Source organism: Bacillus cereus group sp. MYBK222-1 (genome assembly GCF_051916425.1).
GTDB lineage: Bacteria > Bacillota > Bacilli > Bacillales > Bacillaceae_G > Bacillus_A > Bacillus_A paranthracis.
The window spans coordinates 299673-321232 of record NZ_JBQAGP010000002.1; the positions used below are offsets into that span (position 1 = coordinate 299673).

The window sequence follows — 21560 nt, forward strand, 5'->3', positions numbered from 1 at the left end:
AATTCCCCTCTCTATAAATCACGCGCTCCATAAATTTTAATTGTAAGAAACATAGATGCGATATAAATACTGACTAATGCAATGAATCCAACTATAAATACACCAATATGCAGAGGATTCATAATCCAATCAAGGAATGAAGGTGCTACTTCCTTTATTCCATCACTAATAAATATCCAAAGTATCCCGCTAACTATTATTGAAGCTGCTGCTATTATACTTATTACCGCCTTTGATTTTGTAACATAATACATAGGGGAAAAGGTGACCATCCAAAATACGGCATAAACAATTCCATTTATTACTTCATACCATGAAATCTCAATATAAAGCTTAGGATAGTATGCACCGATATCACCAATAACAGCGATACACCTTATAAGAAAAACAACTAGCATAGTAGAAATCATGCCCCCTACAATGAATATTGCACAGGAAATATATCTAGCAATTATGATATCCTTTCTACTTAGCGGTAAGCTATTAATCATAATGTCACTTGTATTCCGTTCATCTATTATGATTAATATAATAACTGAGGAAAGAGTTATAAATACACAACTCATAGGAAACAGCATTCTATCACCGTTTTCAAATAAAAAGAATATAAAGGGTATAGTAAGATACACTGGCCATATCCCTCGAAAAAAGAACAAATCTTTATATACGAGCTGACGCATAGGCACCCCTCCCTTTCGCAGTGTAAACGATAATATCATCTAATGTAGGCTTTTCTAGTACAACCTCATTTCCAAACCAGTCAATAATTGCTTGTTTATCCTTCGCTAAACCTTCAAAACCAAATTTATTTTTTCGTAATCCAACAAATAGTTCTTTTCCTTCTCGATCTAATAAATCATTACTTCCTTTTACGATTACGTAGTTCTCCATCAAGTCTTCTTTTTCACCAGTAAATATAATTTCTCCATCGTTGATAAACGTAATATAATCTGCAATGCGCTCTAAATCTGTTGTAATGTGCGTTGAGAATAATACCGATACTTCATCTTCCATTACAATTTCTTGCAACATATCAAGTAATTCACTTCGAACAACTGGATCTAATCCTGCTGTTGGTTCATCCATGATGATAAATTCTGCGTGGTGCGAGAGCGCGATGGCAATCGCAAATTTCATTTTCATTCCTTTTGATAATTCTTTAATTTTTTTATACTTCGGAACTTGCAATCTATGCATATACGATTGATACTGCTCTTCATCCCACTTTTTATATAACGGTGCAATAATACGCTTCATTTGCTCACACGTTAAATCTTCATAATAATGATTTTCATCATATACAAAGCCGATATTTTGCTTTATTTCCTTTTCGGCTTTCTTGTTGTCCTTGCCAAAAATTTTTATATCGCCGCTATCTTTTCTAATTAAATTCATAATCATTTTGATCGTCGTACTTTTCCCGGCCCCGTTCGGTCCGACAAATCCCATAATATATCCGCGTGGTAATGTAAAACTTATATTTTTTACTGCAAAATCTTCATAGCTTTTACATACGTTTTTTAACTCTAACATCTCTTATTCCCCCTCATATAAACACGCAATCATCTGCTGTAATTCTTCAAGTGAAAGCTGTAACGCTTTACTTTCATTTACAATCTCTTCCGCTTTACTTTCCAATAGACGAAGCCTTTGTTCTTTTAATAGTTCATTATTTTTACGTGAAACATAAGTCCCCTTCCCAGCAACAGTTTCTATATATCCTTCTTTCTCAAGCTCCTCGTACGCACGCTTCGTAGTAATTACACTAATTTGTAATTCCTTTGCTAAGCTACGAATAGACGGTAATTGGTCTCCACCCTTTAAACCACCATTTAAAATAAGCTGGCTTAATTGTTTTCTTATCTGTACATAAATAGGGTCTTGGGAAGAATTCGAAATAATAATATTCATGTTTTCCTCCAGTGTGTATATACTGTATATACCTTATATATACAGTATATACACACCATCCTATTTTTGGCAAGAAAAAAAGACCAACATTTTCCTGTTGGTCTTTCGTATATGTATCACTTTTCAAAGCGATCTAACATCTCATCTCTCATTCCGAAACTCACTACCGCAATTCCTACATACATAAACAGAAGGAACGCCGGATGAACTGTGTTGTACCAAGTGCTATCAACAATTAAATAAATCGTTAATGCCACAACAAGAACAAACGCTAAGATAAACATATAAAAGTGTCTTGTACTACCCATGATAAACTCCTCTCTTCTCACTTCACCATTCAACAGTATATTTTATCGAATAATTCGATATGACTCAAGGTTAACTTTCTGTTATGTAATCAAGTTCCACCTTTACAATGTCCTCACATGCTATTGAAATGATCGTTCCTTGCTTATCAATTGCCGTCACTTCTCTATTATCCATTACACGATGCGCTACTCTTTCTAGTACTTTTCCTTGATCTCGGTAACAAAATTCTTTTACATCTTTAATTGTTTCTCCATTTTCTAAATGGTATACCATCCTATAACATCGATATCCCACACTTTCACCCCCGTCTTGCTCGTTTTTTCACATATACATAAAAATGAGTAATTTTTGCCTCATCACACCTTCTTAATTTCAATAAAATTCTAACAAAAATAAATACTTTTATCAAACTGACTTTTTCAACAAAATCACCTATAAAACTGCCTCTTTACACCATTATGAAACAAAAAATATAAATTTTTAACATTTTCTTCACCACTTCTGCATAAAGTGAAACTTTAATCAGTAGGTGTTTTTGTTCATCTCTACTGATTACCAGGCCACAAATTGCGGAACAAATTCTCCATACAAAAAAAGAACTCGCATATAGCGAGTTCTTCCTTTGTTATTCTAATCAAACTTGTACAGGAGCTGGCTTTTCATAACGTAAAACTGGTTTACGTGCAGCCATCGTTTCATCTAAACGTTTAATGACTGTTGTATGAGGTGCTTCTTGTACAACTTCTGGATTTTCTTCTACTTCTTTAGCGATTTGAATCATCTTATCAATGAAACCGTCTAATGTTTCTTTTGATTCTGTTTCCGTCGGCTCAATCATAATACATTCTTCCACATTTAATGGGAAGTAAATTGTTGGTGGATGGTAACCGAAATCAAGCAGACGTTTTGCGATATCTAATGTACGTACACCAAGTTTCTTTTGACGACGACCTGATAATACAAACTCATGCTTACAATGTCTATCGAATGGAAGATCATAAAATGGTGCTAATCTTCTCATCATATAGTTCGCATTTAATACCGCATACTCTGTTACTGCACGTAGTCCATCTGGCCCCATAGAACGAATGTATGTGTATGCACGAACGTTAATACCGAAGTTACCGTAGAATGGTTTTACGCGCCCAATTGCTTCTGGACGATCATAGTTAAAGCGATAGCCATCTTCCGTTTTCTCTAAAATTGGTTTTGGTAAGTACGGAATTAAATCAGCTTTCACACCTACTGGACCAGAACCTGGGCCGCCGCCGCCGTGAGGACCTGTAAATGTTTTATGAAGGTTTAGATGCACAACGTCAAACCCCATATCTCCTGGGCGCGCTTGGCTTAATACCGCATTTAAGTTTGCACCATCATAGTATAATTTACCGCCTGCGTTATGGACGATTTCTGCCATTTCTAAAATATTTTCTTCGAATAAACCTAATGTATTAGGGTTTGTTAACATAAGTGCTGCTGTTTCTTCATTTACAACACGTTTTAAATCTTCTAAGTCAACAAGACCATGTTCATTTGATTTTACTGTAATTGTTTCAAAACCAGCTACAGTTGCAGATGCTGGGTTCGTTCCGTGAGCAGAGTCAGGAACAATTACTTTCGTACGGTTAAAGTCACCATTTGCTTCATGGTATGCACGAATTAACATTAAGCCTGTCCATTCTCCGTGTGCACCAGCTGCTGGTTGTAATGTAACAGTATCCATACCTGTAATTTCAATTAAATGCTCTTGTAAATCGTACATTAATTCCATTGCACCTTGTACTGTCTTTTCATCTTGCAACGGATGAATATTTGCAAATCCTGCGAAACGAGCTACACTCTCATTAATTTTCGGATTATATTTCATCGTACAAGATCCAAGTGGATAGAAACCAGAATCAACACCGTGGTTACGGTTTGAAAGTGCTGTATAGTGGCGCATAATATCAAGTTCAGATACTTCTGGTAGCTCTGCATCTTCTACTCGAATATAATCGCTCTCAAATACATCTTCTAGTTTCACTTCTTCTACATCTAATTTTGGCAGGCTATATCCTATGCGTCCTTCTTTACTTACTTCAAAGATAAGTGCTTGGTCTTGGTTCTTCATTGGATAGCCCCCATTTCGTTTACAAGTGTGTCAATTTCCTCTTTTGTACGAAGCTCAGTTACTGCTACAAGCATATGGTTCTCATGCTCTTTATAATCACGGCCTAGGTCGTAACCGCCGATAATATTCTTTTGTAATAATGCATCGTTTACTTCTTTCACTGGGCGCTTGCAATCTACAACGAACTCATTGAAGAATGGTCCAGCAAATGTAACTGTGAAGCCTTTCGCTTCAAATTGACGTTTTGCATATTGTGCTTTAGAAATGTTTTGACGCGCCATTTCTTTCACACCTTGTTTACCAAGTGCCGTCATTGCAACAGAAGCTGCTAATGCATTTAACGCTTGGTTTGAACAAATGTTAGACGTCGCTTTATCACGGCGAATATGCTGTTCACGTGCTTGTAACGTTAATACAAATCCACGTTTACCATCTGAATCTACAGTTTGCCCGACAAGACGTCCTGGAATTTTACGCATGAATGCTTTCGTCGTTGCAAAGTAACCACAGTGTGGTCCACCAAACTGCGTTGGGATACCAAATGGTTGTGCATCACCGATGACAATATCAGCACCAAATTTTCCTGGTGGTGTTAATGCGCCTAATGATAATGGATTTGAAGAAACGATAAATAATGATTTTTGTTGATGAACGATTTTTTCAATATCAGCTAATTTTTCAACCTGTCCGAAGAAGTTTGGATATTGAACGATTACACAAGCAACTGTATCATCTACTTCACTTTGTAATACGTCTAAATCTGTTACACCATCTTTATGATTAATTTCAACAACTTCAAGATGTTGACCTTTTGCATACGTTTCAAGTACAGCTCTTGATTCTGGATGAACTGCGCTAGATACAAGAATTTTCTTTTTACGAGTATGGCCAGCTGCTAGCATTGCCGCTTCAGCTAAAGCTGTACCTCCGTCGTACATAGAAGAGTTTGCTACATCCATTCCTGTTAACTCACAAATCATTGTTTGGAATTCAAAAATTGCTTGTAATTCCCCTTGTGAAATTTCCGGTTGGTATGGCGTGTAAGCTGTATAAAATTCTGAGCGAGAGATAACATGATCTACGATTACTGGAGCGTAATGGTCGTATACGCCTGCTCCTAAGAAAGAAGCATACTCTTTTAAGTTCGCATTTTTACTAGCCATTTGAGATAGCTCTTTTAAAAGCTCTGGCTCTGATTTTGCTTCTTTAATTTTTAAATCCCCTTTAAAACGAACACTCTCTGGAATATCAGAGAATAACTCATCGATCGTTTGAACGCCGATCGTTTGTAACATTTCTTTTTTGTCTTCTTCTGTCATTGGAAGATAACGATGCAACATGAAATCTACCCCTCTCCCCGTTACTTTGAACGTTTATAAAATGGTGTTGGAACAACTACTGCTTTGACGCGTTTATTACGAATTTCAATTTCTACTTCTGTATCAACTGCTGCGTATTTTACATCAATTAGTGCTAAACCAATGCTTTTCTTTAACGTTGGAGATTGTGTACCACTTGTTACTTCCCCGATCTTTTCTTCTCCAATAAATACAGGGTAATGCGTACGAGGAATTCCACGTTCAATTACTTCGATGCCGACTAACTTACGAGGTGCACCGTTTTCTTTTTGCTCTTTTAACGTTGCTTTTCCAAAGAAGTCTGCTTCTTTATTTGGTTTTACCGCAAAGCCAATTCCAGCTTCAATCGGTGTAATATCTTTTGATAATTCTTGACCGTAAAGTGGTAATGTTGCTTCGAAGCGAAGTGTATCACGAGCACCTAAGCCACATGGTTTTAAGCCTTCTTCTGCTCCAACTTCAAGAAGTTTCTCCCAAAGTTTTGCAGCATCTTCACTCTTACAGTAAATTTCAAATCCATCTTCACCTGTATAACCTGTACGAGATACAAGTGCTGGAATTCCATCTACAAGAATATCGTTTTTAAATTTAAAGAACTTAATTTCTTTCAAATCTTCTGACACAACTTTTTGTAAAATGCCTTCTGCTTTTGGTCCTTGAATTGCAAGCTGTGCAACTTCACTAGAAACATTGACTACTGTCGCATCGCCAATTACATGGCTAGCTAACCATTCGTAATCTTTCTCGATATTTGATGCGTTGATAACTAATAAATAGTCTTCTTCACCACGTTTGTAGATTAATAAATCATCTACTGTACCACCATTTTCGTAGCACATTGCTGTATATTGTGCGCCCCCTACCTTTAAGGTAGATACGTCATTTGTAACAACACGTTGTAAAAATGCTAAACTATCTACACCTTTTACCTCAACTTCTCCCATGTGAGACACATCGAACAAACCTGCCGCTGTACGTACAGCTTCATGTTCTTCTTTAATGCTTGAAAATTGAACTGGTAACTCCCAACCACCGAAGTCGATTGTTTTCCCACCATACTTCGCGTATACATCAAATAACGGTGTACGTTGTAATGTAATCATGATCTCTCCCCCTTATGCTCTGACAAATCAATAAAAGTTGTTACTCATTTCTAAACATTTTCATTCTAAAAAGATAGGATATACGGAATCTCATTATATTTTTTTATGAAAGCGTAAATAAAAAATCACTTTCCTGGATAAAATACGAAAGATTCCACACATTTCACACCATTATCCTAACATTATTCGCTATATTTCATCAATATTCTAGCATAAAAAATAATTTAGAATTTTTTACGCTTAATCTTATTACATACAGTTTTTAAGATTTAGTCCTTTATCTTTACTTATTGTTTACCTTTCAGTAAGTGTAATAGCGCCTTATTACAAGGCTTATATAGTAAAGATTTTTTCATAATTACTTTAGTTTATAAAAGGTGGGAGAGTCGTAATGAATGTCGATATTTCCATAGATCGAACGTGGCAAAACAATTTTTTAAATAGAATTGATGAAGATGGTCCTTGGACAAACTGGGATTTATATCATTTAGCTTATGAAACAGAAAAATCATTACTTGTTCCTACTTTTGATGGATTACAAGCACCGAAACATTTATCCCATTTCACACCACTGCCTCATCAATTAGAAGTCGCTCAAAATGTTATTGAACAAATGAATGGTAAAGCGATTCTAGCAGATGAAGTAGGACTTGGAAAAACGATTGAAGCTGGACTTATTTTAAAAGAATATATGGTCCGCGGCCTTGTGAAAAAAGTACTTATACTCGTTCCAGCCTCTCTCGTATCACAATGGGCATACGAATTAAATACAAAGTTTTTCATTCCAGCTGTAGCTCAAAAGAAAAGCTACTCGTGGGAACAAGCCGATGTGATTGTATCATCAATTGATACTGCAAAACGTTCCCCACATCGTGATATCGTTTTGAACTTAGAATATGACCTTATTATTATCGATGAAGCACATAAACTTAAAAATAATAAAACAAAAAACTATGAATTTGCACAGCGATTAAAAAAGAAATTTTGTTTATTATTAACCGCTACTCCTGTTCAAAATAAGATTGATGAAATTTTCAACCTTGTTTCTTTATTAAAACCAGGACACTTAGGCAATCAATCCAATTTTGAAGAATATTACGCTTCAAAAAATCGTTCAGCCGAATCTGATGAAGATTTAAAAGCTCTTATTAACAAAGTGATGGTCCGAAATCGGCGCCATAATACTGGGATTGATTGGCCAAAGAGACATGTACGTACAATTTTTGTTGAGTTTAATAAAGAAGAGCAAGATTTATATAACAATATTGAAAATTGGCGAGGACAAGATGCATTCACATCAGCTTTCTCATCGTTAACTTTAAAACGGGAAGCGTGTAGTAGTCGTGAGGCTGTTTACTATTCATTAAAAAAACATGTAGAAAAACGACAGAAGGAAAATGAACATTACGTAAAAGATCCGCATATCGATGTGCTAATGGAGAAAATTAATCATATTCCTTTTAACTCAAAAGCAAATAAAGCGCTAGAGCTTATAAAAGAAATTGATGATAAAGTCGTCATCTTCACAGAATATCGAGCATCACAAATGTACTTACAATGGTTTTTACAACAACACGGTATTTCTTCCGTCCCATTCCGCGGTGGATTTAAACGCGGGAAGAAAGATTGGATGAAGGAACTTTTCCAAAATCATGCGCAAGTGCTAATCGCAACGGAAGCTGGTGGTGAAGGAATTAACTTACAGTTTTGTAGCCATATGATCAATTATGATTTGCCATGGAATCCAATGCGTCTTGAACAAAGAATCGGACGTATTCACCGCCTTGGTCAAAAAAATGATGTTCATATTTATAACTTAGCCACAAAACACACTGTTGAAGAACATATTTTGAAACTGTTATATGAAAAAATCAATTTATTTGAGCGTGTGATCGGTGAACTTGATGAAATTTTAACGAGAATTAATATGAAAAACATCGATGCACACATTCAAGAAATATTTGCGCAATCAAAAAGCGAAGGAGAAATTCGAATTAAGATGGAAAACTTAACATCTATTATCGACTTTGCGAAACGAAATGAAGCTGAGGTGCAAGGCTATGCAGCAACATGAAATTCATAATTACTTATACAATTTTTTTGAGGCGAATAACTGTGAAATTTTAGAACGTTCTCCTCATCTATTGGATGTGCAATTAACAATTGAGATGGATAAATTATTAATGAACCGTCCTTTTTATTGGCACTATCTTGAGAAGACAGGAGGCGTACCGAATCCGATGCGCCTTACTCTTATTACAAATCCAGAAAATGAAGAAAACGATGGTGAACTTATTCACTACGGTTCACCACGTCTTCATCAAATTTTTCAAACGACAAAAGAATTAGGCTCTTACATACGCTTATATGAGGAAGTACGGCATAGCGGAGCGACACATACACCGCTCCATCCGTGGCTCGGTGTAAATATAAAAGTTTCCTATCAATGTGATCGAAAAAAAGATATCCTCCACTCCATTGGCATTCATCTTATTTCTGGCACAATGATTGCAAACTTTCATGAAACATTAACTAAAATTAAACTTACACCGAAAATACCTGACTTTTGTTTTACGCTCTCGCCTATTATTAAACCGCAAAGCGGTTTACAACGTATAGAGGATGCTTTAAAAAATATTATTGCAGAAGATGACCATACGTGGGCGAAAGAAGCAAGAGTGCGCTGGAATCACGATTTGGACCTTTTAAATCGTTTTTATGAAGAAAGTGATGAACTTCCTGAAAGCTATGAAATTGAAAAACAAGCACTGCAAGAACAATATGAACCCCGCATTACAGTACAAATTATTAACGGTGGACTCTTTTATGTTACCGCGAATCATTTTCTAACTTAAAAAGCCCCTTCTGTTTTAGAAGGAGCTTTTTTGAGTTATCCTCTATCGCCATTACGCTCTTGTTGTTTTTGCTTTGCCATGCGTTTTTGATGCGCACGATCCTTTGCACTCACATGATTAGCATCAGTTGGAAGATTTTCTTTTGAACGACCAATTCCATTGCTCATTATTTCCCCTCCTTTTTATATCTTTCAAAATACACCCTTATTTTCAGCTAGAGACACCATCCTTATACAAAAAAATAAGAGCAGCCGTTAGCTACTCTTACTTCTTACTCACTCACATATTTTTGAAACATATCATGGATGCCTTTATTTACTAGGTTCGAGATCTGCTCGTCAGATTTATTCGGATAACGATCACGCAATCTGATAGATGCCTTCACCATTAAATTTTCTAATACAGAACGGCCGCCTTCTCCATAAATAATTTCAGCATATTCAACAAGCCTTCCATCCTCTACTGTTGCTGGATTATGATTGAAGAAAAATTTACTCATTGCCTCCACCTCTCTCTTTTGTTAACGTTTACATTTATATAAATTATTTATGTTATTTATTTCACAATATTGTATGCATGTATATTTAATTAGTTTCATTATAAAGCAACATATCGATAGTAAATATGTGATTTTCCGTCTATTTTGTGAACAAACTAAAAATGAAAGCGTTTCCTTTATTGTATACTAAAAAAACTTACTACGCTAGGGGTATTTTTTTCAATCTACTAAACATATACTTTTTCTTTTTCTTTTTCCACTAAACCTTATACAATTTTCAGAAATTATATTATAAAATATATGTATGACTTAAGGAGGCTGTATATGAATCAAAATAAAAAAGCTATATTAGATCTTGTCTTTTATCTCGTAATCCCATTCCTCATTTGGAAATTTGCAAAACCTTATATCGATCCTTATTACGCAATGTTACTTTCCTCTGTTCCGGGGATTATTTATACACTGTATACCTTTAAAAAAGAAAAACAGTTTAACGTAACAGGGTTCTTTATTTTAATTACACTCATTTCTAATACAACGGTAGATCTATTATCTGGATCAGCTGAACGAATGTTGTGGAACGATGCGTATTATCACATCGTACTCGGTATTATCGTTATATGCACAATTTTTATAAAAAAACCACTTATGTTATATTTCGCAGCAGATATTGCTGCACTGCAAGGCCATGACCGTGATAAAAGTCGTGAACTGTATCGTGATAGTCGTATCTATCCAGCATTGCAATATTTAACGCTCTTTTTCGGTCTACAATTCATATTAAAAAGCTTCTTAAAAATTTATTTCATCTCTGTTTTCGGTGTAGATGGCTACGGTGAAATGAGAGCAATTATGACCGCTGTTGGATGGGGCATTTCCATTTGTATCGGAATTGGATTTGTCTGGGTGAACAATAAAATACATGCCGTTACAGAAGAAAAAGAGTCTATGCAGTAAATGAAAATCCCCTAGTAGTATGATGCTACTAGGGGATTTTCATTTTGCTACACATATTACGAAATCTTTAACTTGATTTTTTTCTTTTATTTTTTACGTTTTGATAAAACAAAGCAGCACTTAGCGGCATAACACCAAACCACTTATTCATAAATGGCTCTTTTTCAGCACGACGTTGTTCTTTCTTTTGTTTACGATCTTCTTTTGGAGCATCCATATACGACACAAACTGCTGTGTCACAAAGCGAACATAATCATTAGTAGACATATTATCATCACCTCTACTTGATTAGTATGTCCACTTTTTTATTCATTAATCTTTTCTTTTAATTCATCCATAATTTGCTTTACAGACTTATTCGTCGTATCGATATGAATATGGGCCTCTTCATAATAAGCTCGGCGCAATTCGAATTTCATTACAAATGCATCTATATCTTTCTTCTGAAATAGTGGACGTGTCGTATCTTCACGAAGCCTTTCTGCAATTACATGTGGATCACAATATAAATACACGACAGTTCCATTTTCCTTCATCCACTTTCGGTTTTCCTCTCGCTCAATGATTCCACCGCCAGTTGTAATGATTACATTTTCAACAGGTAGTGAACGTAACATCTTACTTTCATATTCCCGAAAAGCCATTTCACCTTCTTCGGCAAAAATATCACGAATCTCCTTCTCTTGCTTCTCTTCAATTTTTTGATCTGTATCTATAACATCCATATGAAGTTCTTTACTTAATGCTTTTCCAATTGTTGTTTTCCCAGCTCCCATATAGCCGGTTATGTATATAGATTTCATTTTCGTTCCTCTCAATCGTCATGTATTACTTGTTATTATAACGAAAGATGCTACTTTATTTAATAAAAAAACGTTTTGTTCTTCTTATACACTGAAGAACAAAACGTAACATACTCGCTTTATCTATAAGTACCTCTTCTCACCCACTGTGTTGCAATCCATTTCTCACCTTTCGTTACAGGTGCCCCTCCGTGTAACGTAAGCTCATTTAGTGATTGATCTTGATAGAAATACTCAAAGTATACTGCCATTCCCTTTCTAGGGTGCACAGAAAGATTTAATTTCGGAAAGAAAGTTTCTCCGCCTTCTTCTACATCATTTAAGTACATGACAAGCGTACTAATACGATTATTAGCAGCTGATCTACTATGTTCGGCAAAATAATCATAGTGTGCTTTATATTGTTGATCCACTTCATAATTTAAAATGTGTAATCCTTCTCCATGCGAAACAGGAACATTCATGATAGATGAAATTCGTTTTTCAATCTTCGCAGTAAGTTCATTATCATCTAAAAATGCACCACTACTCGTTCGAATATCATTTACATCACGTGATGAACCAACTTTAGAACGTGCTAATTTATTTTTAGACAATTCAATTAATTTATCGCACTCTTCATCACTTAATACATTTCCTAACACGACAATAAGAGGTTCTTCGAATTTTGAAATAATTTGTATTTCCCTATCTTCTGTCATAATTGCATTTCCTTTATGATCAAAAATAGTTTGTTCCTTATTTTCACCTATTTGATTGTTGTTTGTCATTTCCCTATTCTCCCTAAAAATAATGATTGGATAGCATGAATATATCATATTCTTTCTACCTTTCTCTTTTTTGAGAAAATTTAAACTTTTAATTGTTTTATTTATCCATTTCCTTTTAAAAAACAGCCTATTTTCAAATGATAAATCATGGTTTTTTATCCATATATTTCACATACTATCCTTCTATCCAATCGAATATTTTCTCATCTTTTTTTCTATACCGAAAGCTTACTTTATAGAAAACTTCCTGTTTTATTTTGCACTGCAATGAAACGAGAATAACGTCGTTTTCAAATACGTAATTTCCACTCGCTTCGCCCTTTTCATATGAAAAGAAAAAAGTATCTTCCTTTTCTTTTTGCCGTAAGTCTTTTTTTATATTTGTAATAGATTGATTTAGTATTTCCTCCAGTACAAACTTTTGCTCTATTTCAATATAAAATTTTTTATCTATAAGCAACATATTCGTTTCGTATATAAAGAACGAAGTTAATAATATAAGAAAAATGATTGTTCCTGGCATCGTAAATCCATCTTGTTTTATCATACATGTATTCCCATTTCGCTATACCTTATAGCTACACCTTCATATTTTTTCCCGCTCCTATCTTTCACATTGATAAAGAGCAAATGAGGTGTTACTTCATACGAAACCATTTCAACATTTTGTAATATAACTTCTCTTCCGCGCATGTTTACTTTTCTTATAAGGTGATTATTCAATTTTTCATACGTCACTTCATCTCCAGTGCGAAGACGGAAGCGCAACATACTCTCTCTATTTTCAGGAACTATTTTTTCCACAAATGATACTTCACGAAACTCTAACTGTACTTGTCCTACAAACACATCCCATTCCCAATTATTTAACCCTTTTGATTGCTTGTTTTCTATTCCAATAAAGCTTAAACGTGGTAAGAGTAAAAAGAAAAGTGATAACAGAAAAAAACATACGATCATTTCAATTAATGTAAATCCAACTTCTAATTCATTTTTTCTCCCGCATAAAAGCATTGTTCCATCATTTTTCCTTTCACATCTTTCCACATCGCACAAACTTCATTTCCTCCCCAATATGTGTAATATACATTTCCATTTATGACTTTTTCTTTCTGTTGTTTTGCCTCATTCTCATACATATATAAAGCTGCTTCTTTTTTTAATAATACAAATGCCTTATAACGAATTTGTATGTTTTTTCGTTCTTGCATAATCAATACTGTTTGCGGAAGTAGTAAAGATACCATCATCATTACTATACTTAATGCTACAAGCATTTCAGCCATCACTGACCCTTTTTGACATTTCACGATACGTAAATCTCCCTCTTCCAAGCTGGAATACAATCTCATATTTATAACTTCGATACGAAAGTAAAATCGTGCCACCTCTATTAATATTTCCACTCGGATTATATGTCATCGGATTTGGAAAAGTATTCAAATCCAATTGTATATCGCTATCATATTCTCTTTTAATGATAGAATGATCCGTACTCGATTCCCCTATATAATACATATGTCTATCTTTATGCCATCGTAATGTATAGTGTTTTTGACGATTTATAGCTAATTGTTGCATATACAAAATATCATTTGAAAACTGTCTTAAAAATTGTTCGATTTTTTGTTTTTCGTATAATGAATGTACATGAAAATACGTGACCACACTTAATACAGAAATGGCAAATAAAACGAGTAGCATTTCTAAAAGTGTAAAACCTTTTTGCTTCACAGTTTCCCACTTGTTACCGTGCCATCATTGGAAATATGAATAGCTTCACCATTCGGACACTCATCCTTTGTAATATATTTCCCATCAATTAGCTCTTTTAGCGAGGGAATTTTATTATGTTGTAGTTGATATACTTGTATTTGCGCTTCTATAGATTTCACATAGGCTTTACATCCTTTTCCTTCGACGGATGAGCGCTGCGTAACTACATTTGGAATAATTAATAGTAATAATACAGTGATGACGACCATAACTAATAACATTTCTAAAAGGGTAAACCCTTCCTCATTCTGCATGTAAATGCCTCCTATATAGAATTCATCATTTGAAACATTGGCATAATCATCGCTAAATACATAAGAACAACTATTGCTCCAATACACGTAAATAAAATCGGTTGAATAATCACTAACATACGTTTAATTTTTTGCTCCATCTTTTCCATAATCAGATCACTATAATCACCTAATTCAATCGCCAAATTACCGTTTGCTTGACCATGTGTAATAATATAAGAAAGTTCTTCCTCATAATATCCGCTTTTAGCAATAATAGATTGCAACGGTTCTCCCGCAATTAATTGGTGTTTAACTCGGCCCGCTTCATACTGAAAGAACGGCTGATACTTTTGCTCCATCATTATTGTTAGAGCCTCAAGTACTGATAGTCCTCCGTGTAATAAGCCGCTCAATTGAGTAGCGAAATAATGCGAATGCTTTAAAATAAGAAATGTTTTTACGAGGGGGATACGAAGCATAATTTTTACTCGCTTCATATGCGGGAGTTTCCGAAAGTACAATATATATACACTACAACCCACCATAACAATAAAAATAGTGCTAAAAATAAGATAGGGTAGTAGCTTAATTGTACTTAATATTTGTTCTGTGAGTAACGGTGCTGTAGAACCAAATGAACTATATACCATGTCAACTTGTGGTAATAAAATGCGGTTAAAAATCAAAATCATGATTATTAAAAAGAACGCCAAAAACATAGGATACTGCATTATTTTCATCATATCTTTCCTATACTTATCCTTTTTATAAAGAAGTGCACTCCCTTGTTGCAACGCAAAAGAAATATCACCATGTTGCTCGGCATAAAATAAATAGCTTAACATCTCCTGATGAAACTTTAATTGATGAAAAGAATCGTGTAGACTTTTTCCATTTTTTAATCCATCAATCATGCGCTGCAATTGTACTTTCTTTTCTAAAGGTAATTGAAACCGTAAAAATTCTAATGCCTGCAAAAGAGAGTATCCTTTTTCTAATAGTTCTCCTAATCGTTTCAGTAATATTACTTGATCACTTAAACTCCATATTTTCTTAAACATAAACATCCTCTTCTAAAAATCCTAAAGCGTATCCTTTTCGCAACGAAGACTCTAATGTCTCATGCTTGTACGTGACACATTCCCCGTTTGCTTCTTTAATCGCTTGTTTTAACTCATATCCATATAACAACTCATAAATACTCGCTTGCCTTACTTGCCTCATTGATTTACATACAGTTGAGCACTTTCTTTTACAAAACGGACACTTCAATTCAACAAGTCGCTGTGCAGCTATAGCCAATAAAGATTGTTCAATCTCTTGCCTTGTTATGCCAAAGTCCATAAACCGAAGTATTGCTCCTTTCGCATCATTCGTATGCAGTGTCGTCATTACTAAATGGCCAGTCAAACTTGCTCTTATAGCGATTTTTGCTGTTTCTTCATCACGAATTTCACCCACTAAAATAACATCTGGATCATGACGCAAAATAGCCTTTAGTCCCGCCTCATATGTGATACCTGCTTTTTCATTTATTTGAATTTGTAATACATCGTCATTTCTTTTTTCAACTGGATCTTCCAGTGTAACGATGCGGCGTGTTTTCTTTTTTCTAATTACCTCTAATAATGCATACATTGTTGTTGTCTTCCCCGATCCAGTCGGTCCAGTAAATACGAGTAACCCATGGGAATAATGTAAAAAAGAAAGTAGTTTCTTCGCTGTACTTGGAAATAACGAAAGATGAGATAACGGCTGAATAGATGCTTGTAAATGAAGACGAATAACGAGACTTTCTTGATATACAGTTGGAAGCGTGGAAAGACGTAAATACACTTCCTGTCCATCCATTTGTAAATACAGTGAACCATTTTGTGGCTTCCGCCTCTCCCCTATATCCATGGATGCTAAAAATTTAAAGTGTGAAACAAGTTTTTCTCCAAATTCCTTTTCAATGTATTGTTTCGTCATTAAATCTTTCCCTATGCGCAGTTGAATCACTACATCCTTCTTCCGGGGCACAATATGTAAATCCGAAGCTTGTACCCTACACGCCTCTTTCAAAATCGTATTCGCAAAACTTTCAATTCCATTCATCATTTTTCCCTCCCCACTATGTATATAGCATGAAGAAATCCATCTGAAAAATCGGTATTTTTGCATTTTCACTAGATAAAAAAGGAAAAATATGTTTGTGAAATTATGAACAATTTCCGAATTATTGTCTAAAATTACCTATACCCATGTTTATCTGTATTATAATGTTATTATCTTGGATAAAGTGATAAAGGTGGAGATCCTCATGGAACAAGCTTTAAAAATTACAGGTGTTTTAGCTGACCCAACTCGTTATTACATTTATAAATATATTTCTCAAAAACATAGTTACGTAACTGTACAAGAAATTGCTGATGAGTTTGACATTCATCCAAACGTAGCGCGTTTACATTTATCTAAATTAGAAGATGTTCATATGCTGAAATCTGAAACGAAGAAAACTGGAAAAGGCGGACGACCAAGCAGATTATATGTATTATCTGAAGATGTTATCCAATTACAATTCCCATTCCGTGACTATCAATTGTTAGCAAGAATCGCGTTTAATTCTTTACTTAGCCTTGGTGCTGCTGGTGAAAAAGCGCTCTACGAAACAGGGAAACAATTCGGGGCCGAATTAATGCAACAACATATGCAGCGCTTAAATGTGAGCGAAGATGCTTTAACAGTGGAGCAAAAAGTTCAAATTGCAAAGGAAGCCTTTTCAACAGCTGGCTTATCACCTGCATTTGAATTAAGTGCAGATGGAACAAAAATTTTCTATGATGTACACAATTGTCCATTTAAAGAAGTTGCTGTCCATCACCCAACTGAAATTTGTAATATGCACGGAGATATGATGAAAGGGATTTTTGAAATCCTATTCCCTAACACGGAATTAACACGAAATGATAGTTTACTAGATGGATGTAAATCTTGTAATTATAAACTAACAATTTGATTTCTCATATAAAAAGAAGCCAATTATAATTGGCTTCTTTTTATATGAACGAATATTTACAATAGTAAGAAAAATAAACTATAATGAAGTGAGGTTTACTTTTTTTAGAAAAGGAGGGAGATGGCATGGAGCGCATGTTTCGCGTTCTCGGCTTTTGGACTGGAATTTTCTCGGTTATGTTTTACGTAGGGGATATGCATTCGACTGCACTACTATTTTTAGGACAAACAGGATTCTTCGTACTTTTAAGCTATTTAAATTTAACAGAGCGTATGTATATATACGTATTCGGGGCATATTTAACTGTTTTCTTCATAGGATTTACATACTACACGACATTTTTACTTGTCCCTGGGGCTGGACATTAAAAGATGGCATTTTGCCATCTTTTTTTTAATTCCGGAATTCCCTAGTTGACTTATAGGTTTTATTGATTTATATTCTATATAACAGATTGGAATTAGGGGGAATCATCATGAATACACTGCTTGTCGGAATTAACGTTGCAGTCATGCTCATTTTAGTTGGCGTATTATATTATATGCAACGTAAGCATGTATCTTTTAATAAACGTGTATTTACCGCTTTAGGAGTCGGAATTATCTTCGGTCTTATATTACAATTTATTTATGAGCCAACTTCTAAAGTAATTATTGAATCAAATACTTGGTTTGGCTTAATCGGTAACGGTTATGTGAAGTTACTTCAAATGATCGTTATGCCACTTATTTTAGTATCTATTATTTCAGCATTTACAAAATTACAGTTAACGAAAAACCTTGGTAAAATTAGTGGTCTTATTATCGGAATTTTAATTCTGACTACAGGAATTGCTGCAGCTGTCGGTATCGCTGCAAGTGCAGGATTTGATGTTTCTGCAACTGGTCTGCAACAAGGTGATGCAGAATCTGCTCGTCTGAAGCTAGTTGAAGAAAGATTTACTTCTATTGAAAAAACAACAATTCCAGATAAATTATTAGAGCTGTTACCTACAAATCCATTTCTTGATTTAACAGGTGCTCGTCCAACTTCAACAATTTCTGTTGTAATATTTGCAGCATTTATCGGTATCGCCTTTATAGGTGTAAAACGAAAATATCCAGAACAAGCAGAGCTATTTAAGAAAATGCTTGATGCTGTATATGCAATTGTAATGCGTATGGTAACATTAATTTTACGTCTTACTCCATACGGCGTATTAGCTCTTATGGCAAAAACAGTTGCTGGTAGCGACATAAATGCTATTTTAAAACTTGGTAACTTCGTGTTAGCGTCTTACGTGGCACTTATCGTAATGTTCGTTATCCACTTATTATTAATTGCTCTATCTGGTTTAAATCCAATTCAATATTTGAAAAAGGTGTTCCCTGTATTAACATTTGCATTCACATCTCGCTCTAGTGCTGGTGCAATGCCATTAAATATTGAAGCTCAAAAAGAAAAACTTGGTATTTCTGAAGGGATTGCAAACTTCGCAGCCTCATTTGGAGTATCTATCGGACAAAACGGTTGCGCAGGTATTTATCCAGCAATGCTTGCAATGATGGTCGCTCCAACTGTAGGAATTGATCCATTACAACCACAATTTATTTTAACTTTAATCGCTGTCGTTGCGATTAGCTCATTCGGTGTTGCCGGCGTTGGTGGCGGTGCAACATTCGCAGCGTTAATCGTACTATCTACAATGAACTTACCAATCGGTATTGTCGCTCTTGTTATCTCAGTTGAACCATTAATCGATATGGGGCGTACAGCTCTTAACGTAAGTGGTTCTATGACAGCAGGTCTTATTTCTAGTAAATGGCTTGGTGAATTAGATCAAGATACGTACAATCAAGATGATACAAAAACTGGTGAAATTGCTTCATAATGAAAAGGACGCTAACAAAACGGTTAGCGTCCTTTTTTAGTTCTTTTCATCTTCCTCTTTATCTTTTATACATAAGGCATAACATATTGTTTCAAACACTATGTACAGATATAAAGAAATTACACCGTTTTTCATTTTTTTAATAACTATTAATTATAAACTACAGATTAACTATTATTCCTCACCCGCAAACTGTAAAAATTCTTCCAACCGCTCCTTTAACTCCTCCTCTATCTCACAATAAGATTCATCAACAAGTTCACCACTTAACTTACTTCCCCAAAACCTTATTGGAAGCGGTACTCCTAAAAAATAACTACAACATTCCCAGATAGGAACTGTATAAAATTCAACCATCTTTCCTTCTTCATCTAATACAGCTATCGAAATTGATGAAGAATATCCTGTTTCAAAAGGATTTTCTTTATCTCTGATGAGTTCTATAAATAATTCCATGTTTTTTTCTATGTACAAATGTGAATAATCTTTAAAAAGTTTAAATGCTATTCTCTCTATTTCCTTCTCCATGCATTGAATGTTCTCTTTTAACTCCAATGTAAAATCTCGTTCTGTATACTTCATCTCCGTCTCCTTACACATAGAAAAAGAGAATACAATAACATATTCTCTTTCCTCACATATACTTCATTATCTCACAGCCCGTCCTTTTCACAAATAACCATTTTGTTCGCACCATTTATGAAATTGTCCTACGTCTACTCCAACTAACACGATATCCTTTAGCTCTACCTCAATGATTTGTTCTCCAATTACAATAGCAAACTGCGATTCTAATTTTGTCTCGTTTTTCTTTACAATTCCAATTCGGTTCCGATGCGGTCCATCTTTTATATATGCTTTTTGTCCTACAATATCAAAGTTCAAGATCTTCACCTCTTTTACTGCGCTCAAATTGGAAATACGATCTCCACCTCGGAAAATTTCCTTTCATTGCACTATTTCTCTATATATATGACGAAACAATAAAAGAGTCCTTCCTTCTTTACAATTATTTTTTCTTTGTTTCATTTTTGTGATTGAAACGTAAAGTTTATAATAAAATACACTTGGAAGCGCTTTCTATGTAATTTTTTATGTTATAATGTATAAGTAGAACTTCGTAAAGAGGGTTAAAAAAAATGAATACAAAAATGATAAAAAAAGTAATTGAAGCATTAAAAGTATATGGCTTTCAGAATGTATCATTCTGTGACAAAACGAAGCAATTTTTATTTCATAACGAAACAGATATTATGAGCGGCTATGCAGAAATAACATATAGTAGTCAATTTGAAAAATTCAACGTACAAATTCATCCTATTGAAACGCATCACCAAGCAGAGTTACAAGAGGTTGAAAGACATATACAAGCCTGTATAAGAAAAGTGGAATATTTAAACGCACTTCTTAGCGGACAAACGAAACTAGATGATAAAATTATTATAATGTAAAAAAAGAACGTGATAGTCTCACGTTCTTTTTTTACATTATACATTCATCTTTTCTTTCAGTTGTAATCCTGTAATAGACTCTAATACATCCATTGCTTCTCCAAATGTCATGTCAAAAATTGTTTTATCTTCTATGTATGGAAATTGTCTGAAACGCTTTTCTAACATTTTCACAGCATCCGACGTAAAGTGTGCACTATCGATGCCAAATTCTGTTTCAAGAAGAACGATCCAATCTAACACATGAAAACCTAATCCATTTACGAATGAAATAAGTTTTTCTTCTGACTGTGAAGATAAGAATACGTGTCGTTCCATCTCACTAAAAAGTTCTTCTCCTAAAATATCAGCTAATTCATCATCATGTTCGCGGTCAATGATTTCTTCATAACCATAATCATCTACAAGCTCCTCAACTTCTTCACTATCTGCAAAAAGTAATTGGCTAAGAAGTGCCTCTTTCTTAAATTCGCTATTTTGTACGACTTCTAAAAAGCTCGTTTCCCATCCATTTTCTAATTTCATATTATGTACTCCTTTATATATGTTTCTT

31 protein-coding genes are annotated in these 21560 nt (G+C 34.5%); 8 read left to right on the forward strand and 23 right to left on the reverse strand.

From position 1 onward, the window contains the following. Positions 1-11: 11 nt before the first annotated feature. From ACTFR9_RS13535 to gcvT, 8 genes are all read right to left on the reverse strand, one after another. A complete protein-coding gene (locus tag ACTFR9_RS13535) occupies positions 12-680 on the reverse strand; it encodes an ABC-2 transporter permease (protein ID WP_001249552.1) in 669 nt (222 codons plus the stop codon). After that, a complete protein-coding gene (locus tag ACTFR9_RS13540; RefSeq protein ID WP_000891296.1) occupies positions 661-1533 on the reverse strand; it encodes an ABC transporter ATP-binding protein in 873 nt (290 codons plus the stop codon). Before ACTFR9_RS13540 ends, ACTFR9_RS13535 begins: the two co-directional genes overlap by 20 nt. A 3-nt stretch (positions 1534-1536) precedes the next feature. Further along, positions 1537-1911: a GntR family transcriptional regulator gene (locus ACTFR9_RS13545; RefSeq protein ID WP_001021352.1), complete on the reverse strand. Its 375-nt coding sequence runs from the start codon at positions 1909-1911 to the stop codon at positions 1537-1539. Between the two features lie 116 nt (positions 1912-2027). Then, positions 2028-2219, reverse strand: a complete 192-nt coding sequence (locus ACTFR9_RS13550) for a hypothetical protein (protein ID WP_000535935.1) — start codon at positions 2217-2219, stop codon at positions 2028-2030. Between the two features lie 70 nt (positions 2220-2289). Continuing rightward, positions 2290-2493: a DUF3929 family protein gene (locus tag ACTFR9_RS13555; protein WP_000262495.1), complete on the reverse strand. Its 204-nt coding sequence runs from the start codon at positions 2491-2493 to the stop codon at positions 2290-2292. A gap of 361 nt (positions 2494-2854) precedes the next feature. Then, a complete protein-coding gene (gcvPB, locus tag ACTFR9_RS13560) occupies positions 2855-4330 on the reverse strand; it encodes an aminomethyl-transferring glycine dehydrogenase subunit 2 (RefSeq protein ID WP_000795696.1) in 1476 nt (491 codons plus the stop codon). Continuing rightward, on the reverse strand, positions 4327-5670 hold the full coding sequence (gene gcvPA / locus ACTFR9_RS13565) for an aminomethyl-transferring glycine dehydrogenase subunit 1 (RefSeq protein ID WP_000903231.1): 1344 nt from the start codon (positions 5668-5670) through the stop codon (positions 4327-4329). The genes gcvPB and gcvPA overlap by 4 nt, the downstream gene beginning before the upstream one ends. 20 nt (positions 5671-5690) lie before the next feature. Next, positions 5691-6791 (reverse strand): glycine cleavage system aminomethyltransferase GcvT, encoded by a 1101-nt coding sequence (gene gcvT / locus ACTFR9_RS13570; RefSeq protein ID WP_000631771.1) that lies wholly within the window; start codon positions 6789-6791, stop codon positions 5691-5693. A gap of 391 nt (positions 6792-7182) precedes the next feature. On the opposite strand from gcvT, the gene ACTFR9_RS13575 reads away from it, so the two are divergent. Both ACTFR9_RS13575 and ACTFR9_RS13580 read left to right on the forward strand, forming a co-directional pair. Further along, entirely contained in the window at positions 7183-8865 is a 1683-nt protein-coding gene (locus tag ACTFR9_RS13575; RefSeq protein WP_001100026.1) for a DEAD/DEAH box helicase, read from the forward strand. Next, positions 8852-9646 (forward strand): YqhG family protein, encoded by a 795-nt coding sequence (locus ACTFR9_RS13580; protein WP_001183969.1) that lies wholly within the window; start codon positions 8852-8854, stop codon positions 9644-9646. Before ACTFR9_RS13575 ends, ACTFR9_RS13580 begins: the two co-directional genes overlap by 14 nt. Positions 9647-9681: 35 nt before the next feature. Here the strand turns inward: ACTFR9_RS13580 and ACTFR9_RS13585 are convergent, their stop codons facing one another. Together ACTFR9_RS13585 and ACTFR9_RS13590 are read right to left on the reverse strand one after the other, a co-directional pair. Beyond that, on the reverse strand, positions 9682-9813 hold the full coding sequence (locus ACTFR9_RS13585) for a hypothetical protein (RefSeq protein ID WP_000064661.1): 132 nt from the start codon (positions 9811-9813) through the stop codon (positions 9682-9684). A 104-nt stretch (positions 9814-9917) separates the two neighbouring features. Continuing rightward, positions 9918-10145, reverse strand: coding sequence for a hypothetical protein (locus ACTFR9_RS13590; RefSeq protein WP_000032699.1), 228 nt, complete (start codon positions 10143-10145; stop codon positions 9918-9920). A gap of 73 nt (positions 10146-10218) precedes the next feature. Between ACTFR9_RS13590 and ACTFR9_RS13595 the strand changes: the two genes are divergently transcribed. Together ACTFR9_RS13595 and ACTFR9_RS13600 are read left to right on the forward strand one after the other, a co-directional pair. Then, positions 10219-10335, forward strand: a complete 117-nt coding sequence (locus ACTFR9_RS13595) for a GTP pyrophosphokinase (RefSeq protein WP_071727059.1) — start codon at positions 10219-10221, stop codon at positions 10333-10335. 134 nt (positions 10336-10469) lie between these two features. After that, positions 10470-11102 (forward strand): VC0807 family protein, encoded by a 633-nt coding sequence (locus ACTFR9_RS13600; protein ID WP_001073109.1) that lies wholly within the window; start codon positions 10470-10472, stop codon positions 11100-11102. Between the two features lie 67 nt (positions 11103-11169). On the opposite strand, the gene ACTFR9_RS13605 is transcribed toward ACTFR9_RS13600, so the two are convergent. The 10 genes from ACTFR9_RS13605 to comGA form a co-directional block, all read right to left on the reverse strand. Further along, a complete protein-coding gene (locus tag ACTFR9_RS13605; protein WP_000106079.1) occupies positions 11170-11370 on the reverse strand; it encodes a YqzE family protein in 201 nt (66 codons plus the stop codon). 38 nt (positions 11371-11408) lie between these two features. Beyond that, positions 11409-11906, reverse strand: coding sequence for a shikimate kinase (locus tag ACTFR9_RS13610; protein WP_000836627.1), 498 nt, complete (start codon positions 11904-11906; stop codon positions 11409-11411). 119 nt (positions 11907-12025) lie between these two features. Continuing rightward, positions 12026-12676: a 2OG-Fe(II) oxygenase gene (locus ACTFR9_RS13615; protein ID WP_000183848.1), complete on the reverse strand. Its 651-nt coding sequence runs from the start codon at positions 12674-12676 to the stop codon at positions 12026-12028. A gap of 175 nt (positions 12677-12851) precedes the next feature. Continuing rightward, positions 12852-13223 (reverse strand): competence type IV pilus minor pilin ComGG, encoded by a 372-nt coding sequence (gene comGG, locus ACTFR9_RS13620; protein ID WP_000595196.1) that lies wholly within the window; start codon positions 13221-13223, stop codon positions 12852-12854. Further along, positions 13220-13690, reverse strand: a complete 471-nt coding sequence (gene comGF / locus ACTFR9_RS13625; protein ID WP_000923058.1) for a competence type IV pilus minor pilin ComGF — start codon at positions 13688-13690, stop codon at positions 13220-13222. The genes comGG and comGF overlap by 4 nt, the downstream gene beginning before the upstream one ends. Next, a complete protein-coding gene (gene comGE, locus ACTFR9_RS13630; protein ID WP_000829518.1) occupies positions 13660-13962 on the reverse strand; it encodes a competence type IV pilus minor pilin ComGE in 303 nt (100 codons plus the stop codon). The genes comGF and comGE overlap by 31 nt, the downstream gene beginning before the upstream one ends. Next, on the reverse strand, positions 13955-14410 hold the full coding sequence (comGD, locus tag ACTFR9_RS13635; RefSeq protein ID WP_000810398.1) for a comG operon protein ComGD: 456 nt from the start codon (positions 14408-14410) through the stop codon (positions 13955-13957). The genes comGE and comGD overlap by 8 nt, the downstream gene beginning before the upstream one ends. After that, the gene (gene comGC / locus ACTFR9_RS13640) at positions 14407-14706 is read right to left on the reverse strand and encodes a competence type IV pilus major pilin ComGC (protein ID WP_001178694.1); all 300 of its coding nucleotides are present in this window, start codon (positions 14704-14706) and stop codon (positions 14407-14409) included. Before comGC ends, comGD begins: the two co-directional genes overlap by 4 nt. Before the next feature lie 11 nt (positions 14707-14717). Continuing rightward, the gene (gene comGB / locus ACTFR9_RS13645) at positions 14718-15749 is read right to left on the reverse strand and encodes a competence type IV pilus assembly protein ComGB (RefSeq protein ID WP_000473554.1); all 1032 of its coding nucleotides are present in this window, start codon (positions 15747-15749) and stop codon (positions 14718-14720) included. Beyond that, the gene (gene comGA / locus ACTFR9_RS13650) at positions 15742-16785 is read right to left on the reverse strand and encodes a competence protein ComGA (RefSeq protein WP_001013206.1); all 1044 of its coding nucleotides are present in this window, start codon (positions 16783-16785) and stop codon (positions 15742-15744) included. The genes comGB and comGA overlap by 8 nt, the downstream gene beginning before the upstream one ends. Before the next feature lie 205 nt (positions 16786-16990). Here comGA and ACTFR9_RS13655 point away from each other — a divergent pair, with 205 nt between their 5' ends. The 3 genes from ACTFR9_RS13655 (at position 16991) to ACTFR9_RS13665 (ending at position 19556) form a co-directional block, all read left to right on the forward strand. Continuing rightward, positions 16991-17686 (forward strand): helix-turn-helix transcriptional regulator, encoded by a 696-nt coding sequence (locus ACTFR9_RS13655; protein ID WP_000434109.1) that lies wholly within the window; start codon positions 16991-16993, stop codon positions 17684-17686. A 125-nt stretch (positions 17687-17811) separates the two neighbouring features. Beyond that, positions 17812-18054: a DUF2626 domain-containing protein gene (locus tag ACTFR9_RS13660; RefSeq protein WP_000440714.1), complete on the forward strand. Its 243-nt coding sequence runs from the start codon at positions 17812-17814 to the stop codon at positions 18052-18054. A gap of 107 nt (positions 18055-18161) precedes the next feature. Then, positions 18162-19556, forward strand: coding sequence for an L-cystine transporter (locus tag ACTFR9_RS13665; protein ID WP_001094339.1), 1395 nt, complete (start codon positions 18162-18164; stop codon positions 19554-19556). A 174-nt stretch (positions 19557-19730) separates the two neighbouring features. Here the strand turns inward: ACTFR9_RS13665 and ACTFR9_RS13670 are convergent, their stop codons facing one another. Together ACTFR9_RS13670 and ACTFR9_RS13675 are read right to left on the reverse strand one after the other, a co-directional pair. After that, positions 19731-20138 carry a hypothetical protein gene (locus ACTFR9_RS13670; protein WP_000877912.1) on the reverse strand — a complete coding sequence of 136 codons (408 nt, stop codon included), beginning with the start codon at positions 20136-20138 and terminating at the stop codon, positions 19731-19733. A gap of 87 nt (positions 20139-20225) precedes the next feature. Next, positions 20226-20441: a DUF3912 family protein gene (locus ACTFR9_RS13675; RefSeq protein ID WP_001008331.1), complete on the reverse strand. Its 216-nt coding sequence runs from the start codon at positions 20439-20441 to the stop codon at positions 20226-20228. Positions 20442-20695: 254 nt separating this feature from the next. Between ACTFR9_RS13675 and ACTFR9_RS13680 the strand changes: the two genes are divergently transcribed. Beyond that, positions 20696-21007 (forward strand): hypothetical protein, encoded by a 312-nt coding sequence (locus tag ACTFR9_RS13680; protein WP_001093243.1) that lies wholly within the window; start codon positions 20696-20698, stop codon positions 21005-21007. 36 nt (positions 21008-21043) lie between these two features. On the opposite strand, the gene ACTFR9_RS13685 is transcribed toward ACTFR9_RS13680, so the two are convergent. Beyond that, positions 21044-21532, reverse strand: a complete 489-nt coding sequence (locus tag ACTFR9_RS13685) for a hypothetical protein (RefSeq protein ID WP_000764271.1) — start codon at positions 21530-21532, stop codon at positions 21044-21046. Positions 21533-21560: the final 28 nt, after the last annotated feature.

Coding starts and splice junctions, on each gene's coding strand:
- ACTFR9_RS13535 (WP_001249552.1), bottom strand. CDS start 680: ATGCGTCAGCTCGTATATAAAGATTTGTTCTTTTTTCGAGGGATATGG.
- ACTFR9_RS13540 (WP_000891296.1), bottom strand. CDS start 1,533: ATGTTAGAGTTAAAAAACGTATGTAAAAGCTATGAAGATTTTGCAGTA.
- ACTFR9_RS13545 (WP_001021352.1), bottom strand. CDS start 1,911: ATGAATATTATTATTTCGAATTCTTCCCAAGACCCTATTTATGTACAG.
- ACTFR9_RS13550 (WP_000535935.1), bottom strand. CDS start 2,219: ATGGGTAGTACAAGACACTTTTATATGTTTATCTTAGCGTTTGTTCTT.
- ACTFR9_RS13555 (WP_000262495.1), bottom strand. CDS start 2,493: ATGGTATACCATTTAGAAAATGGAGAAACAATTAAAGATGTAAAAGAA.
- gcvPB (WP_000795696.1), bottom strand. CDS start 4,330: ATGAAGAACCAAGACCAAGCACTTATCTTTGAAGTAAGTAAAGAAGGA.
- gcvPA (WP_000903231.1), bottom strand. CDS start 5,670: ATGTTGCATCGTTATCTTCCAATGACAGAAGAAGACAAAAAAGAAATG.
- gcvT (WP_000631771.1), bottom strand. CDS start 6,791: ATGATTACATTACAACGTACACCGTTATTTGATGTATACGCGAAGTAT.
- ACTFR9_RS13575 (WP_001100026.1), top strand. CDS start 7,183: ATGAATGTCGATATTTCCATAGATCGAACGTGGCAAAACAATTTTTTA.
- ACTFR9_RS13580 (WP_001183969.1), top strand. CDS start 8,852: ATGCAGCAACATGAAATTCATAATTACTTATACAATTTTTTTGAGGCG.
- ACTFR9_RS13585 (WP_000064661.1), bottom strand. CDS start 9,813: ATGAGCAATGGAATTGGTCGTTCAAAAGAAAATCTTCCAACTGATGCT.
- ACTFR9_RS13590 (WP_000032699.1), bottom strand. CDS start 10,145: ATGAGTAAATTTTTCTTCAATCATAATCCAGCAACAGTAGAGGATGGA.
- ACTFR9_RS13595 (WP_071727059.1), top strand. CDS start 10,219: ATGCATGTATATTTAATTAGTTTCATTATAAAGCAACATATCGATAGT.
- ACTFR9_RS13600 (WP_001073109.1), top strand. CDS start 10,470: ATGAATCAAAATAAAAAAGCTATATTAGATCTTGTCTTTTATCTCGTA.
- ACTFR9_RS13605 (WP_000106079.1), bottom strand. CDS start 11,370: ATGTCTACTAATGATTATGTTCGCTTTGTGACACAGCAGTTTGTGTCG.
- ACTFR9_RS13610 (WP_000836627.1), bottom strand. CDS start 11,906: ATGAAATCTATATACATAACCGGCTATATGGGAGCTGGGAAAACAACA.
- ACTFR9_RS13615 (WP_000183848.1), bottom strand. CDS start 12,676: ATGACAAACAACAATCAAATAGGTGAAAATAAGGAACAAACTATTTTT.
- comGG (WP_000595196.1), bottom strand. CDS start 13,223: ATGATAAAACAAGATGGATTTACGATGCCAGGAACAATCATTTTTCTT.
- comGF (WP_000923058.1), bottom strand. CDS start 13,690: ATGCTTTTATGCGGGAGAAAAAATGAATTAGAAGTTGGATTTACATTA.
- comGE (WP_000829518.1), bottom strand. CDS start 13,962: ATGGCTGAAATGCTTGTAGCATTAAGTATAGTAATGATGATGGTATCT.
- comGC (WP_001178694.1), bottom strand. CDS start 14,706: ATGCAGAATGAGGAAGGGTTTACCCTTTTAGAAATGTTATTAGTTATG.
- comGB (WP_000473554.1), bottom strand. CDS start 15,749: ATGTTTAAGAAAATATGGAGTTTAAGTGATCAAGTAATATTACTGAAA.
- comGA (WP_001013206.1), bottom strand. CDS start 16,785: ATGAATGGAATTGAAAGTTTTGCGAATACGATTTTGAAAGAGGCGTGT.
- ACTFR9_RS13655 (WP_000434109.1), top strand. CDS start 16,991: ATGGAACAAGCTTTAAAAATTACAGGTGTTTTAGCTGACCCAACTCGT.
- ACTFR9_RS13660 (WP_000440714.1), top strand. CDS start 17,812: ATGGAGCGCATGTTTCGCGTTCTCGGCTTTTGGACTGGAATTTTCTCG.
- ACTFR9_RS13665 (WP_001094339.1), top strand. CDS start 18,162: ATGAATACACTGCTTGTCGGAATTAACGTTGCAGTCATGCTCATTTTA.
- ACTFR9_RS13670 (WP_000877912.1), bottom strand. CDS start 20,138: ATGAAGTATACAGAACGAGATTTTACATTGGAGTTAAAAGAGAACATT.
- ACTFR9_RS13680 (WP_001093243.1), top strand. CDS start 20,696: ATGAATACAAAAATGATAAAAAAAGTAATTGAAGCATTAAAAGTATAT.
- ACTFR9_RS13685 (WP_000764271.1), bottom strand. CDS start 21,532: ATGAAATTAGAAAATGGATGGGAAACGAGCTTTTTAGAAGTCGTACAA.